The organism is Neobacillus sp. NPDC058068, assembly GCF_042885335.1.
GTDB lineage: Bacteria > Bacillota > Bacilli > Bacillales > Cytobacillaceae > Neobacillus.
In genome coordinates, this window is record NZ_JBHVSI010000013.1 from 1 (window position 1) to 15,767 (window position 15,767).

General features: G+C 38.4%; 17 protein-coding genes. 16 read left to right on the forward strand and 1 reads right to left on the reverse strand.

Annotation, left to right across the window (positions count from 1 at the left end; all coding sequences use genetic code 11):
• Nucleotides 1–118 precede the first annotated feature (118 nt).
• Nucleotides 119–601, forward strand: coding sequence for a DUF456 domain-containing protein (locus tag ACFVSW_RS15870; protein ID WP_387317639.1), 483 nt, complete (start codon nt 119–121; stop codon nt 599–601).
• A gap of 43 nt (nt 602–644) precedes the next feature.
• Here ACFVSW_RS15870 and ACFVSW_RS15875 read toward each other — a convergent pair whose 3' ends face one another.
• Entirely contained in the window at nt 645–1,340 is a 696-nt protein-coding gene (locus ACFVSW_RS15875) for a Crp/Fnr family transcriptional regulator (RefSeq protein WP_387317640.1), read from the reverse strand.
• Between the two features lie 362 nt (nt 1,341–1,702).
• On the opposite strand from ACFVSW_RS15875, the gene ACFVSW_RS15880 reads away from it, so the two are divergent.
• From ACFVSW_RS15880 to ACFVSW_RS15950, 15 genes are all read left to right on the forward strand, one after another.
• On the forward strand, nt 1,703–2,311 hold the full coding sequence (locus ACFVSW_RS15880) for a superoxide dismutase (RefSeq protein WP_387317641.1): 609 nt from the start codon (nt 1,703–1,705) through the stop codon (nt 2,309–2,311).
• A gap of 110 nt (nt 2,312–2,421) precedes the next feature.
• Nucleotides 2,422–3,639 carry an MFS transporter gene (locus tag ACFVSW_RS15885; protein ID WP_387317642.1) on the forward strand — a complete coding sequence of 406 codons (1,218 nt, stop codon included), beginning with the start codon at nt 2,422–2,424 and terminating at the stop codon, nt 3,637–3,639.
• 188 nt (nt 3,640–3,827) lie between these two features.
• Complete coding sequence (locus ACFVSW_RS15890) at nt 3,828–5,921, forward strand: peptidoglycan D,D-transpeptidase FtsI family protein (RefSeq protein ID WP_387317813.1); 2,094 nt, start codon at nt 3,828–3,830, stop codon at nt 5,919–5,921.
• A 268-nt stretch (nt 5,922–6,189) separates the two neighbouring features.
• A complete protein-coding gene (locus tag ACFVSW_RS15895) occupies nt 6,190–7,122 on the forward strand; it encodes a phosphate ABC transporter substrate-binding protein (RefSeq protein WP_387317643.1) in 933 nt (310 codons plus the stop codon).
• Between the two features lie 85 nt (nt 7,123–7,207).
• Entirely contained in the window at nt 7,208–8,128 is a 921-nt protein-coding gene (pstC, locus tag ACFVSW_RS15900; protein WP_387317644.1) for a phosphate ABC transporter permease subunit PstC, read from the forward strand.
• Nucleotides 8,128–9,015, forward strand: coding sequence for a phosphate ABC transporter permease PstA (pstA, locus tag ACFVSW_RS15905; RefSeq protein ID WP_387317645.1), 888 nt, complete (start codon nt 8,128–8,130; stop codon nt 9,013–9,015). The genes pstC and pstA overlap by 1 nt, the downstream gene beginning before the upstream one ends.
• A gap of 83 nt (nt 9,016–9,098) precedes the next feature.
• The gene (gene pstB, locus ACFVSW_RS15910) at nt 9,099–9,854 is read left to right on the forward strand and encodes a phosphate ABC transporter ATP-binding protein PstB (RefSeq protein WP_387317814.1); all 756 of its coding nucleotides are present in this window, start codon (nt 9,099–9,101) and stop codon (nt 9,852–9,854) included.
• Between the two features lie 12 nt (nt 9,855–9,866).
• Nucleotides 9,867–10,640 (forward strand): phosphate ABC transporter ATP-binding protein PstB, encoded by a 774-nt coding sequence (pstB, locus tag ACFVSW_RS15915; protein WP_387317646.1) that lies wholly within the window; start codon nt 9,867–9,869, stop codon nt 10,638–10,640.
• A gap of 13 nt (nt 10,641–10,653) precedes the next feature.
• Complete coding sequence (phoU, locus tag ACFVSW_RS15920) at nt 10,654–11,313, forward strand: phosphate signaling complex protein PhoU (protein ID WP_387317647.1); 660 nt, start codon at nt 10,654–10,656, stop codon at nt 11,311–11,313.
• A 312-nt stretch (nt 11,314–11,625) separates the two neighbouring features.
• Nucleotides 11,626–12,147 (forward strand): DUF4912 domain-containing protein, encoded by a 522-nt coding sequence (locus tag ACFVSW_RS15925; protein WP_387317648.1) that lies wholly within the window; start codon nt 11,626–11,628, stop codon nt 12,145–12,147.
• On the forward strand, nt 12,140–13,390 hold the full coding sequence (locus ACFVSW_RS15930) for a glycosyltransferase family 4 protein (RefSeq protein WP_387317649.1): 1,251 nt from the start codon (nt 12,140–12,142) through the stop codon (nt 13,388–13,390). The genes ACFVSW_RS15925 and ACFVSW_RS15930 overlap by 8 nt, the downstream gene beginning before the upstream one ends.
• Nucleotides 13,391–13,404: 14 nt before the next feature.
• Nucleotides 13,405–14,028 (forward strand): hypothetical protein, encoded by a 624-nt coding sequence (locus ACFVSW_RS15935; RefSeq protein WP_387317650.1) that lies wholly within the window; start codon nt 13,405–13,407, stop codon nt 14,026–14,028.
• Nucleotides 14,029–14,182: 154 nt separating this feature from the next.
• On the forward strand, nt 14,183–14,332 hold the full coding sequence (gene rpmG, locus ACFVSW_RS15940; RefSeq protein ID WP_015594975.1) for a 50S ribosomal protein L33: 150 nt from the start codon (nt 14,183–14,185) through the stop codon (nt 14,330–14,332).
• Between the two features lie 55 nt (nt 14,333–14,387).
• Nucleotides 14,388–14,954, forward strand: a complete 567-nt coding sequence (locus tag ACFVSW_RS15945; RefSeq protein WP_387317651.1) for a 5-formyltetrahydrofolate cyclo-ligase — start codon at nt 14,388–14,390, stop codon at nt 14,952–14,954.
• Nucleotides 14,951–15,736, forward strand: a complete 786-nt coding sequence (locus tag ACFVSW_RS15950; RefSeq protein ID WP_387317652.1) for a DUF92 domain-containing protein — start codon at nt 14,951–14,953, stop codon at nt 15,734–15,736. The genes ACFVSW_RS15945 and ACFVSW_RS15950 overlap by 4 nt, the downstream gene beginning before the upstream one ends.
• The last annotated feature ends 31 nt before the right edge of the window (nt 15,737–15,767 follow it).

Genomic DNA, 15,767 nt, shown 5'->3' on the forward strand with positions numbered 1-15,767 from the left:
GGGTCTCACCTGTCCCGCTGCTCCCGCAGGAGTCTCGCGCCTTCCACTCCAATCAACATTGTGCTCAAAATCAACAATGTGCTTTAACACAGCCTAAAAATAAAGAAGGTTGGATGAGATGGATATTGTTTATTGGCTGATCATAGGTGTTCTTTTTGTTGTTGCTTTCGTTGGGCTGGTGTACCCCATTATCCCCAGTGTATTATTCTTGTTAGCAGGATTTTTATTATACGGCGTGTTCTTTGGTTTCGAGTCATTCCATTGGCTGTTTTGGGTGATTGAGGGATTGTTTATTGTTCTTTTGTTTATCGCAGATTATATTGCCAATATGATTGGAATAAAAAAATATGGCGGCTCGAAAGCAGGAGTTTGGGGAAGTACGATTGGCATTATCCTTGGCCCATTTGTTATCCCTGTTCTCGGAATCCTCATTGGCCCATTTATCGGAGCGATAGCGGCTGAATTGATTTTCAACAAAAGAAAATTTGGTGATAGCTTAAAGATCGGTTTCGGCTCTGTTATTGGTTTTATCAGTAGTGTTCTGACCAAAGCGATCGTTCAAGTCATTATGATTGCCTACTTTTTTATAGTGATTAAATAAAAATAGCCACCATTTTAATAAAGCTTTGGTGGCTTTTGGCTGATTAATTTATCCCGCAAATTTCAAAAGAGCAGTTTTGACAATCTACCTCTTCTTTTAAATAGTTTAAGTTTTTTACGGTAAACATTTGGTTTTCATACAAAATAATGTCCTTCTCGCGAAGCTCTTTTAATGAACGTTGAATGACTTCTCTTGTCCCGTATGTTAAATTGGCTAACTCTTGATGGGTTAGGGGCAGATCAATAAGGATGCCATCTTCAGTTTTCATGCCATAGGTGTTGCAAAGACGGATGAGGATGGAGTATAGACCGCCTTTCTTCCCGTTCATAATTAAGTCCTGGCATTTCATCTGTGCCTTTAAATATCCGGTACTTAACCAGGAAACAAAAGCATTCATTGCTTCGGGGTCGGTTAAGATAAAATCTTCAAATTGTTCTCTTTTAATGACCAGAAGCTCGCAGTCGCTTAATGTTTTAGAGTAAAACTGATAACGGGGATTTGCTTTAAAAAGCTGATACTCAACAATTAGTTCTCTATCGTTTAAGATTTTTAAAATAAACTCTTTTCCGCGCAAATGGACTCTTCCAAGTGCAATACTTCCTTTAAGCAATAAGTAAACATATTGGGCTGGATCCTTTTCTTGAAAAAGAACGGATCCAGATTTGAATTTTTGAATGGGCTCTTTTTTTTGGAAAAATTGAACCATTGAACTATATATTGAAAAATGAGGATCTTGCATATCAGACACTCCTTTCATCCCTTTCAACTTGATTAAAATGAATTATTAACAACATGTCAATAGAGTATTTACCAGTATTAGGAATAATTTGAGTAAGATATGACAAAAATCGTTGACAGAATGCCGTTTAGGTGAATCATGACAATTTTTCGAAAAATGATAGATGACCATTCGTTGTAAAATAAAGAATAAAAATCTTTCAAATGGGTATTGTATTTATGGTGGGACTGTAAGCATTTTATTTGAAACGATGAACCAACTTTGGTATCTTTAAAACAAAGCTTTAGAAATATTCTAAAAATCAGTTTGGTTTTTTTAATATCTCTGAGGCCAAAATCATGTATACATAGGAGGAGTTTAATATGGCGTTTGAATTACCACAATTACCTTATGCAGAAGATGCACTTGAACCGCACATTGACAAAGAAACAATGAACATTCATCACACTAGACACCACAACACTTATGTTACTAACTTAAACAATGCACTAGCTGGTAACGAAGAATTATTATCTAAATCAGTGGAAGAAGTAATTGCCAATTTAGATTCGGTTCCAGAAGCTGCTCGTACAGCAGTACGCAACAATGGCGGCGGACACGCAAACCATTCTTTATTCTGGCAAATCCTTTCTCCAAATGGCGGCGGCGCACCAGCTGGTGAACTAGCTGACGCAATCAACAATAAATTTGGCAGCTTTGAAAGTTTTAAAGAAGAATTCGCCAAAGCAGCAACAACTCGTTTCGGCTCTGGCTGGGCTTGGCTTGCTGTAAACAACGGGGAATTAGAATTAACTAGCACTCCTAATCAAGACTCACCATTAATGGAGGGCAAAACTCCTATCCTTGGTCTTGATGTGTGGGAGCATGCTTATTACTTAAAATATCAAAACAAGCGTCCAGACTACATCGGTGCATTCTGGAACGTTGTAAACTGGGACGAAGTTTCTAAACGTTATAACGAAGCAAAATAAATGGAAAACGAAAAAGGCGGCCGCTGGCTGCCTTTTTTCGTTTTCCGAAATTATTGAATAAGAACAAGCGCCCAGATAAAGACTACCCTTATACAAAGGGGAGTTTTTTTATGGCAAAAAAATTTAAATTATTAGGTGAAGTAGAGTTAACCAAAGATCTATCACTGTTGCTTATTATTGGCGGGTTATACTCATTGAGTGTTGCTCTTTCCAACACATTTGTGAATATTTATCTTTGGAAACAAACGGGAAAGTATTCTGATTTGGCCCTTTATAATCTCTCAATTGTGGTCCTACAGCCCTTAACGTTTATTTTAGCGGGCAGATGGGCTAAGAAAATCGACAGGGTCATTGTGCTAAGAATTGGTGTTATCTTTTTGGCTGTTTTTTACTTGTCTGTATTAATTACAGGGACGAAAGCACACACCTTTTTACTACTGTTGGGGAGCCTGCTTGGGATAGGATACGGGTTTTATTGGTTAGCCTACAATGTGTTAACCTTTGAAATCACAGAACCTGAGACGAGGGATTTTTTTAATGGGTTTTTGGGAGCGTTAACGTCTGCGGGAGGAATGATTGGTCCGCTGACTGCCGGTTTCATTATTACCAGATTTGAAAAATTCACAGGGTACACGTTTGTTTTTGGTTTGTCATTAGCCTTATTCGCACTTGCTGTGTTCATGAGTTTTTCGTTAAAACCACGGCCAGCAGCGGGGAGATATTGCTTTAAGCGGATTTTGGAGGAAAGAAAACATAATAAAAATTGGCGTCTCATTACAAATGCCCACTTTTTCCAGGGGTTAAGAGAAGGGACGTTTTTATTTATCATCTCCGTCTTTGTTTACATTTCGACAAATAGTGAAATGGCATTAGGGACATTTGGTCTGATTAATTCGGGGATTTCATTTATTGCTTATTATCTAGCCTCGCGCTTAATTAAAAAAAATCATCGGAAAAAAGCGATCCTTATGGGCGGGATTCTTCTTTATGCTGCAGTCCTAGTGATTGTATGGGATGTGAATTTCGCCAAACTGTTAATCTACGCAGGGATGATTGCGATCGCCTATCCACTGTTGCTCGTTCCGTATATGTCAACTACATACGATGTGATTGGAATTGGCTGGAAAGCTGCAGAAATGCGAATTGAGTATATTGTCGTCCGAGAAATATTCTTAAATCTTGGCAGAATTGTTTCGATTTTAGCATTTTTAGTAGCAGTAACAAGGTTTAATGATGTAAAAAGTATTCCGATTTTACTATTGGTTTTGGGTGCTGGTCATTCATTGATTTACTTGTTTATCAGAAAGGTTCAATTACCTGCTGCGTAATGCGATGAGTTTCCGCTCATCGCATTTTTAGTTGAAGTTTTTAAAATGGTAAGTGTTATTCATAGAAAAAAGGCGCATTATCTTATAGAATAGAGGAAGTTATCTTATGGCTAGAAAAAAGGAAGTGTATATAGACTTTGAATAATAAAAAGAAAAAGAAGAAGACACATGTCCCGTTTCGCTTGAACATGGTTTTCTTTGTGGTTTTTGTGCTATTTTCCGTTCTCATTTTGCGTCTTGGTGAAATACAAATTGTTTTCGGTGACGATTTTAAACGGGAGTTGCAGCGGACCGAAGATATTACGGTTAGTAATCCAGTGCCGCGTGGAAAGATGTTTGACAGAAATGGGAAAGTCATTGTTGACAATACCCCGTTAAATGCGATTACGTATACAAAATATCAAAATACAAATCAAAAGGAAATGCTTGATACGGCAGAAAAATTAGCAAAAATCATTACAGTTGATACGACAAAGGTCCGTGATCGTGACAAAGAGGATTATTGGATCTTAAAAAATCCCGACAAAGCAAAGGCATTAATTACAGAAAAAGAATGGAAGTTATACGACGATAAACAATGGGAATATAAGCAAATTTATGCTTTGCAGATTAAAAGAATCCCGACAGCTGAAATCGCTGCTTACAAAAATGATGACCTCAAAACCATTGCGATTTTAAAGCAATTTAACAGTGGATACGCCTTAACACCGCAAATTGTCAAAAATAAAGATGTAACTTCAGAAGAATTTGCCATTGTCAGTGAAAATTTAGAGAATCTTCCTGGTGTCGATACCACAACCGACTGGGACCGAATGTATGCCTTTGGAAATACGTTAAAATCAATTCTGGGAGACGTAACTACCTCCGAAGCAGGCATACCTAAGGAACAGTTAGAAAAATATCTTGTTCGTGATTACAGCCGAAACGACCGAGTAGGAAAAAGTTATCTCGAGCTTAAGTATGAAGATGTTCTCCATGGTCAAAAGGCAAAAGTAAAAAATGTAACAGATAAAACAGGAAAAATCCTTTCTACTGAAGTAATTTCGGAAGGCAAGCGGGGAAAAGATCTTGTATTATCAATTGATATGGATCTGCAGCAGCAAGTAGAAAAAATCATTGAAGAGGAGATGTGGAAGGCCAAGCAAAAGCCAGGCACCGCTCTTTTGGATCGTGCTTTTGTGGTCTTAATGAATCCTAATACTGGAGAAGTGTTATCGCTTGCCGGAAGGCAAATTACGAAGGAAGACGGCAAAACGGAAATGAGAGACTTTGCCGGTGGGAATATTACCACTTCCTATAACGTTGGTTCAACTGTCAAAGGGGCAACCATTTTAACCGGCTATAAAACAGGAGCAATTAGTCCAGGAGATTATCTTTTTGATGAGCCATTAGTATTCAAAAATACAAAACCAAAAAAATCCTGGAAGAATTTTAATTCCATTAATGACCTTAGGGCATTACAGGTTTCATCCAACGTGTATATGTGGAAAACGGTTATTGCTATGGGAGGTGGAAGGTATGTTCCAAACGGTCCACTTCTAATAAATGCGGAGAAGACGTTCAGCACGCTGCGCCAATCCTTCGCACAATTCGGTCTAGGAACGAGGACAGGGATTGACCTCCCTAATGAAATGAGCGGTTTTCCAGGTTCAAATGCCCAGTCAAGTTTAGCTCTAGACCTTGCTATTGGCCAATATGATACGTATACACCGATACAGCTCGCACAGTATGTGTCCACGATTGCAAACGGAGGTAATCGTATGCAGCCCCATGTTGTAAAGGAAATTCGTGAACCGGTCATGGATAGTAATGAATTAGGTCCGATAATCCAAGAAATCCAACCTAAAGTGTTGAATCATTTAGATTTGAAAGATGAATGGATCAATCGGGTGAAGGAAGGATTCAGAATGGTTATGCAGGTTGGTGATGGTACAGGTGTTTCTAAATTTAAAGGTGCTGCATATAACCCGGCTGGAAAAACAGGAACAGCACAAGCATTTTATGACGGTCCTGTTAAATCGCAAAAGAATACAGATGTTATGAACCTAAGTCTTGTCGCCTTTGCGCCATTTGATAAGCCAGAAGTGGCTATGGCCGTTGTTGTCCCATGGGCATATCAAGGAAGTACTGGTCCAAGTATTAATATGGAAATCGGCAAGAGAGTAATGGATGCATACTTTGACTTGAAGAAATCACGTCCTCTAGATGAAGGAACTGCGGATAGTACGCAACAAGCAGAGAATGCTGACACCACTCAAAACAGCCAGCAAACTGGCCAATAATAGTTTATCGAAACACCTGTCTCAAAGTTGAGGCAGGTGTTTTTTACATATTTAAATAAATTAATGAGAAATATAAATATAGGCAATTGGTTAATCCAATTTAGCTAAGGAAGTCAATAGGAGCAATTTCCCAATTTACAAAAGCTCAATGTATATTTACAAAACCTTTACAATTCATTAAAACGCAGTTTACAGTAATCCGTTATTCTAAAACATGTAAGGCAGACAAACATCATCACCATCAAAAACCTTAGGGGGAATAAAGGAAATGAAAAGTTTGAAAAAATTAAGCCTCGGTACAATTTTTGCAGCATCAATGGTCTTCATGGCTGCTTGTGGGGGCGGAGCTTCTAATGACAACACAACTGGAACAGACAAGACAAACGAAGCACCAAAAACGGAAGAAAAACAAGAACTTTCTGGCTCATTAACTGTTTCTGGTTCATCTGCCATGCAACCATTAGTAGCAGCAGCTGCTGAAGAATTTATGAATGCAAATCCTAAAGTTGATATACAAGTAAATGCTGGCGGATCTGGTACAGGCTTATCACAAGTTTCTGAAGGATCTGTACAAATTGGTAACTCAGACGTATTCGCTGAAGAAAAAATTCCTGATAAAGCAAGTGAGCTTGTTGACCACAAAGTAGCGGTTGTAGGTATGACTGCAGCGGTTAACCCTAAAGTCGGCATTAAAGATATTAAAAAAGAAGATTTAATTAAAGTATTCACTGGAAAAATTACTAACTGGAAAGAACTTGGCGGAAAAGACCAAAAGATCGTTCTTGTTAACCGTCCTGATTCATCAGGTACACGCGCAATTTTCAATAAGTTTGCTCTTGATGGCGCAACTCCTGCTGAAGGTATTACTGAGGATTCTTCAAACACGGTTAAAAAGATTATCAATGAAACAGACGGAGCAGTCGGATACCTTGCTTTCTCATACTTCACTGATGATGCCGTAACACCACTTGCTATTGATGGTGTAGAACCAAATGAAGAAAATGTACAATCGGGCAAATTCCCAGTATGGGCTTACCAACATTCTTATACTAAAGGTGAAGCTGATGGTGTAGCAAAAGCATTCCTAGAGTATTTAATGTCAGATGAGATTCAAACTACTTTATTAAAAGAACAGGGCTACCTTCCTGTCACAAAAATGAAGGTAGAACGTGATGCAAAAGGAAATCAAAAAGATCTATAAGCTGAATCAATAAATGGATAAAAAAGGGTAAGTGCAGATATGCATTTACCCTATTATGACGTATTTTAGGGGTGTTTGGTGCATTATGGAAAAGATTATTCCTGCAAAGGAAAGATTGATAAAATCCTCAAAAAATAGGATGGATGGGGAATTACGTGGAAAGATTCTAGTTATTCTATGTGCCGTAATTATGATATCTGCAACCATATCCATTACTATTTTTCTAGGCACAAAAGGTTTACAATCATTTATTAACAATGGTGTCAGTCTTATTGAGTTCTTAACCAGTACACACTGGAATCCTACAAATCAAGCCAATCCGGAATATGGCGCCCTGCCGTTTATTTTCGGTTCATTTGCCGTCACATTTCTTGCAGCGCTTATCGCGGCACCATTAGGAATTGGGGCTGCAATCTTTATGACGGAAATTGCACCTTCATGGGGAAGAAAAATATTACAGCCAGTCGTTGAGCTATTAGTGGGGATTCCATCTGTCGTTTATGGATTCATCGGGCTTACAGTGTTAGTTCCATTTGTAAGGGCACATGTGGGTGGACTAGGTTTTAGTTTGCTATCCGGGATGATCGTGCTATCGGTTATGATTTTGCCAACGATCACTTCGATTGCAACAGATGCAATGGGCACCTTGCCAAAAAATTTAAGAGAAGGCTCTTACGCACTTGGTGCAACACGGTGGCAAACGATTCGAAAGGTGTTAATTCCTGCTGCCCTTCCAGGCCTACTGACTGCAATTGTTTTGGGGATGGCTCGGGCATTTGGGGAAGCATTAGCTGTTCAAATGGTCATCGGAAATGTAAGGAATTTACCATCAAGTATTTTAGATGCTTCAGCTACTTTAACAACGATTATCACATTAAATATGGGTCATACCACTTACGGAAGTGTAGAAAATAATACCCTATGGTCGATGGGCTTAATTTTATTAATTATGTCATTTGCCTTTATTCTACTCATTCGCTATCTATCATCAAGGAGGAAGCTGTAATGAAAAGTAAAACAGCTGACCGAATTGCAACCGGAGTATTTGTTGCTATTGCCATCATAATTATTTCAATTCTTATTGGACTATTCTCTTATATTTTAGTCAATGGATTTAAACACATTTCATGGGAGTTCTTAACTACACCTTCAAGCAATATTCGTGCGGGTGGAGGGATTCGCGACCAGTTATTTAACTCGTTTTATATTTTACTTATAACCATGATTATTGCTGTTCCTCTTGGAGTTGGCGGGGGAATCTATATGGCGGAGTATGCGAAGCCAGGAAAAATAACAGACACTATTCGTTCCTGTATCGAAGTGTTAGCATCACTCCCATCTATCGTAATCGGCATGTTTGGATTACTGATGTTTGTTAACATAACAGGCTGGGGATATACGATTTTAGGAGGAGCTCTAGCACTTACAGTCTTTAATTTGCCTGTTATCGTACGGGTAAGTGAGGATTCTATTCGGACTGTTCCTCGTGATCTGAAAGAGGCTAGTCTTGCCTTGGGTATAACCCATTGGCATACAATAAAAACCGTCTTATTGCCTAGTGCCTTTCCATCCATATTAACAGGGATTATTCTTGCAGCTGGACGTGTGTTTGGAGAAGCAGCAGCATTATTGTTTACAGCAGGTCTTTCAACACCAAGACTCGATTATGCAAATTGGAACCCATTTTCTGAGCAATCTCCATTAAATATTTTCAGACCGGCTGAAACGCTCGCCGTTCACATCTGGTCTGTCAATACACAAGGATTAATTCCCGATGTTGAAGCGGTCTCGAATGGTTCTGCTGCGGTATTAGTCATTTCAGTCCTACTCTTTAACCTATTAGCTAGATGGATTGGAAGTATCATTACGAAGAAAATTACTGCAACTAAATAAAGGGCAGGTGAGAACGGATGGTTACGACGCTTTTGGAAAAAGAAATTACAGAACAAACAATACAATCAACCGTCCCGTTGCAAATGGAACATATTATAAATGTGCATAATTTAGAAATATTCTATGGTGAAAAACGTGCCGTTAATGGAATTTCTTTGGATATAGAAAAAAATGCTGTAACGGCTTTGATAGGACCTTCAGGCTGTGGAAAGTCGACATTTTTAAGAAGCATTAATCGGATGAATGATCTAATTCCAAGTGCAAGAGCACAAGGTGAGATTATGTATGAGGACCTTAATATTTTGTCAGAACAAATAAATGTCGTGGCATTACGAAAAGAAATTGGGATGGTATTTCAAAAGCCGAATCCCTTTCCAAAATCAATCTATGGAAATATAACGCATGCCTTGAAGTTCAGTGGAATCAAAAAGAAAAGTCAGCTTGATGAAATTGTTGAGGAAAGTCTGCAAAAAGCGGCATTATGGGATGAAGTAAAAGATAGACTTCATAAATCCGCCTTATCACTTTCGGGAGGGCAGCAGCAGCGGCTTTGCATCGCTCGAACAATTGCGATGAAACCGACTGTCATGCTTCTTGATGAACCATCTTCGGCATTGGACCCTATTTCTAACGCAAAAGTTGAAGATTTAATTGTGGAATTGAAAAAGGATTATTCGATCATCATTGTCACTCATAATATGCAGCAGGCATCGCGAATTTCCGATAAAACGGCCTTCTTTTTAAGCGGTGATTTGATTGAATATGATGCAACTGAAAAAATCTTCACCAATCCTTCTGTTAAAAAGACGGAAGAATATATTTCCGGAAGGTTTGGATAAGGGGGAAATGGAATGTCAACTCCGACATTGACAAGACAGGTATTTGATATAAAGGATTTGAATTTATGGTATGGTGATCATCATGCCTTAAAAAACATCAACTTTCCGATTAATAAAAAAGAGGTAACAGCGATTATCGGACCATCCGGGTGCGGCAAGTCCACCTTTATTAAAACGCTAAATTTAATGATTAATATGGTTCCGAAGGTGAAAATGACCGGAGAAATTAACTTTAACAGCCAAAATATATTAGACGAGAAAATCGACCTTGTAGAACTTCGCAAACATGTTGGCATGGTTTTTCAGAAGGGAAATCCTTTTCCACAATCGATTTATGATAATGTCGCTTACGGTCCGAGAGTTCATGGAATCACTAAAAAGAAACATCTTGATGAGCTTGTCATCAAAGCACTTATGGATGTCGCTTTATGGGAAGAAGTAAAGGATCGCTTAACTGCTCCTGCCTTAGGGTTATCCGGGGGGCAACAGCAGCGGCTTTGTATTGCTAGAGCTTTAGCAACAAAACCGGATGTTTTGTTAATGGATGAGCCAACTTCGGCATTGGACCCGATATCAACCTTGAAAATCGAAGAACTGATTTTAGAATTGAAAGAAAAATATACGATTGTCATTGTTACCCATAATATGCAGCAAGCATCACGTGTGTCCGATAAGACTGCTTTCTTTTTAATGGGTGAATTAATTGAACTGGATTCAACTTCGACTATTTTTTCAAATCCAAAAGACTCACGAACTGAAGGCTATATTACAGGAAGATTCGGATGATGGGGTGGCATAAATGAGTACAAGAGCTAATTTTGATAACAATTTAAAAGAATTAAAAGAACTGCTTTTAGACATGGCTCATAAGTCAGAACAGGCAATTAAAGAAGCAATGATTGCTTTACTAAACCAGGACATGAAAAAGGCAAAAAAAGTCATTGAAGGCGATAATGAAATCGATGATTTGGAAGATGCAATTAACAATAAAGCATTATTATTAATTGCCAGGGAATCTCCCGTGGCAACCGATCTGAGAAAAATTAGTGTCGCATTAAAAGTTTCTTCAGAAGTGGAGCGGTTGGCGGATATCGCCGTAAATATTGCCAAATCGGCAGAGCACATAGGTAATGAAAAGCACTTTAAAGAAATCATTGATATTCCAAAAATGATGGAATTAGCATTAGAGATGGTTTCTGAATCAATAACAGCCTACTATTCCGAAGATATTGAACTGGCTAAAAAATGTGCCAATAAAGATGATGCCGTAGACAAAATGTTCGGAGACTTGGTACATGAGCTCCTAAGCTTTATCCCGCAAAATCCTAACGCAACAAACCAGATTATCCAGTTAGCATTTGTTTGCAGGTTTATCGAACGAATCGCAGACCATTCAACCAATATCGCAGAGAATGTAGTATACCTAGTGACAGGAAAACGCATTAATTTAAATGCCTAGTGGTTAAATTGAATAAATGAAAGATGAAGCCGATCGTTTAGGCTTCATCTTTTTTTGTCTTGGCTGAAAACTTTGTCAAAAATGAAAAAGGAAAATATCATAATGAATGTCGAAAAGCCAATAAAATTCATTTCTTTTTTATACTTCATAAAAATTTTATAACTGAACATCATCTGTACGTAGGACCGGCAAAATCCGACAAATTGTGTTTATTGTCTGCCTGCCCATCTGGTGATACGATTAACTTAACAACTAATATGAATAATTTTCTTGTTATAGCATATATTGATAGTTTGCAGAATGGAGGAAGCTATGATTAAGGATATTGTCAGCCCAGCACCCCCAGAGTTTGTTCCATTAAAGGGTGAACTTGCAGCGAAACTTGTGACCCCTAGAAAAATGATTCTTTTCTGGGAGGTATCCGAATTACCCAAAAAAATTATTGAACTATTTTTTAACTGCAGGTTCGAAAACCTTGTTCCAGTTGTTCGGATTTATGATGTTACGGATATCATTTTTAATGGGAAAAATGCCGGCCATTATTATGAAATTACCGTTCCCTATCAGAGTGGACACTGGTTTATTAAAGGATTGGCACCAAATCGGTGCTATACAGCTGAATTAGGCGTTCATTTATCGGATGCTAACTTTTTTCCTCTCTTCAGGTCAAACTGCATTCAAACCCCAGCATTGACATTGCTAAATGGGATTGAGATAAGTCGGGATATCATTCAATATCAGCAATATGAGGACAACCCGCCAAAATGGGTGGATCATGTAAGCACATACAGCTATTATCTGGAATCAAACCTTCTGGAGGAGAAAAATGGATAAAGCATTCTCCAAACAAGTTGACATGAACCAAAAAAGCAGGAGATTAAAAATATTGATGCTTTGCTGGGAATATCCCCCTAATGTAGTTGGCGGTCTTTCGCGTCACGTGTTCGGATTGTCGGTTCATTTGGCAGCAATGGGTCATGAGGTTCATGTAGTAACGGCTGGAAATGAGAGCCTTTCATCTTTTGAAAAAAGTCATAGTGTGAATGTTCATCGTGTCAAACCAATTAATGAGCAGGATGATAATTTTCTTTCCTGGATAGGCGGGCTTAATTTAGCAATGGCTTTTAAGGTGGAAAAATTAGCAGAAGAAATAAATTTTGACCTTATTCATGCTCATGACTGGCTGGTCGGTTCCGCTGCTATTGCTTTGAAGGATTTACTGGCCATTCCGCTCATTGTGACAATTCATGCTACAGAACATGGACGCCATAATGGCATTCATACGGAAATGCAGCAATTTATCCATGAAAAAGAGCTGCAGTTAATTACAGAGTCAGATCAATTAATCGTTTGCAGTGAATACATGAGGGATGAACTCCTTTTGGTTTTTAAAGCTCGAGCTGATAGGATAGCGGTTATCCCAAATGGGATTGACCCGTTGACAGCAGAACGAACAACAGAAGAAATTTGTCCCGACCTAAAGCAAAAAAAGTATATTTTTTCGCTTGGGAGAATTGTAAAAGAAAAAGGATTTGAAACCATTATTGAGGCGGCGTTCAATGCTAAAGAGAATGGCCTAAGCTATTTTTTCGTTATTGCAGGTAAAGGACCGATGCTTGAGACATACCGGCGTCAGGTTGTTGATTGGAAATTAGAAAACTTTGTGGCATTTATAGGTTATATTACCGATGAACAAAGGAATGCACTCATCGAAGGATGCGAAATGGCTGTCATTCCAAGTTTGTATGAGCCATTCGGAATTGCCGCCCTTGAAACAATGGTTCTTGGGAAACCCACGATTGTGTCCAATACAGGCGGAATAAAAGGGATTGTGAAGCATTTGCAAACAGGATTATTGATGGTCCCAGGTGATGCACGAAGCCTGTTAGAACAGATTGACTTTTTATTGCAAAATCCCCAAAGAGCAGGGGAAATTGGTAAGCGGGGAAGCCAAATTGTAAAAAGTTTGTATGGCTGGAACAGGATAGCTACAGAAACAAGCAGAGTTATGGAAGATACGTTGTTAAACAAACGAATGAATGAGTTTAAGCAAGCAGAAACACCAAATAAATTGTAAATAAGGTGTAAATGATGATAAATCTAACAGAATCACAAAATAATCAGCAGATTCCTAAACATCAGCCGCCATTCGAAACACTGCAATTTAATCCTGGGATATGGGTAAATGGCATGTCCTTTTGGCTGCAAAATTGTACAGAAAAGGTCATTTACAATGAAGAGTTAGTTATTAAAGTGAAACCGGAGCAAGTCCACTCGAAAATTCGTCTTGCTCATATTTATGTGAGTAATCACAGCGAGCAAAAAAAAGAAATAAAAGTTTTAGCGATGCACCATTATTCGAACATAAGACAAGATAACGTAACATTTATTTCACCGACAGATAAAAGGATTTTTCACCATTCAAATAACAATGTTTTTCTTGTTAATGGGCAATTTCATGGAGAAGGGTTGAAAGAGTATACGACAATACCGCAATGGTATGCATATACAGATCAAATTTGGAGTTCCGTGCAAAGGGGTTCCTTAAAGTATCAGCCATTAGCCAAAGGTCCTGCAGCGAGTATATTCGCCATGAAAGTGTCAGTGGAGCCAAGGGAGACTAGTAGAATGACCACTTGGACTATAACGGGCACTAACAAAAATGAATTAATTTCCATGGAGGAAGGTCTTTTAAAAAGATTAGAATCCCTTTAACTTCGATAACTGTCATGTATCCACCCAACGGCTAGTGTAAGTTACAAAAAGCGTTTCTCTTTTCTTTAAAAACAGACTAGCATTTCCTTTTGATAAATGATATTATAGAAAAGTCGTATGATTGAATAGCTTAATCGTTTGGAGGGAAATAAACATGCGTGTGAATATTACATTAGCTTGCACTGAGTGTGGAGATCGTAACTATATTTCAACAAAAAATAAACGTAATAATCCAGATCGTCTTGAGCTTAAAAAATATTGCCCAAGAGAAAAACGTACAACTGCACACCGCGAAACAAAATAAGCATCAGGGCTTCCTGTTGCTTTTTTTATTGCCTAAAAATAAGGAGGCTGCTAAAATGAGTGATAAAATTTCCCTTCGAAAACAGATGAAAGAAACACTCGCAATGCTTTCAAAGCCCACCTATGAAGATTATTCCTATAAAATTGCGGCTAAGCTTTTTGAAGATGAAAACTGGATACAAGCAAAAGTCGTTGGATTGACTGTTTCAAAGGCACCAGAAGTAGATACCTATCAAATTATCCGTAAAGCATGGGAATTAGGAAAACAAGTGGCTGTTCCGAAATGTTACCCGGCGGAACGGAAGTTATCTTTCAGAATCTTAAGCGAATTCTCTCAGCTGGAATCCGTATACTACGGGTTATTGGAGCCGATTGTAGAAATGACAACGGAAGTTCCTTCAGCAGAAATAGATCTCTTAATTGTTCCTGGAGCGGCTTATACGAGAGAAGGGTATCGTTTAGGGTTTGGCGGAGGTTATTATGACCGGTATTTGACCAATTATTATGGTAAAACGGTATCACTAGCCTTTAACGAGCAAATTATCCCTCAATTCCCAGTCGAAGAGCACGATATACCCGTTTCGAAAATCATTACCAATCTTGAGGTTATCCAAACAAAATGATGGAAACAATGATTATTTTCTCCGTCATTCTCTTAACAGGGTTCGCAGGTTACTTATTGAAGTTATTGACGATATCAGGTGCTGTTGCTGCTGTTTTAGTTGGACTAGCAGTCTATCTTGGATTTGGTGTAAAAGGGCTGCTCCTGCTCGGTGCCTTCTTTTTATCTTCAAGTCTTTGGTCCAAATATAAAAGTTCGCAAAAAAGGACGATGGAAGAAAAACTGGCTAAGGGAGCAACAAGGGATTGGCGTCAAGTACTTGCAAACGGCGGGGCAGCAGGGTTATTTAGTATCGCCCATTACGTTTCGGATGATAGTTCCTGGTTAGTTGGATTTGCAGTAAGCCTTGCCAGTGCTAATTCTGATACATGGGCTTCAGAAATTGGGTCTTTAAGCAAAAAGAATCCAATTTACATACGTACCCTTAAACGAATTGACAAAGGTACATCAGGCGCTGTAAGTGTGTTAGGAAGTCTAGCCGCACTTGCTGGTTCTCTTCTCATATCACTTATTAGTTTTTGGTTGTTCGATTTGGATTTCCTGTTTTGTTGGCTCATTTTTTTATTTGGTTATTTCGGGAATGTCATCGATACATTGATGGGTGCCTTTTATCAACAAGTATTTCAGTGTAACCATTGCGGAATTGAAACTGAAAAAAGAGTTCATTGTCATTTGCCGACGACCCGAATCAAAGGATTTCCAATCGTGGATAATGATATGGTTAATTTTCTTTCAGGCTTTTTAGCGGCATTGATGGCGATTGGAGTTTTTCATTTTATTTAATGATTTTTTCAGTCACTAAAAAATATATGTT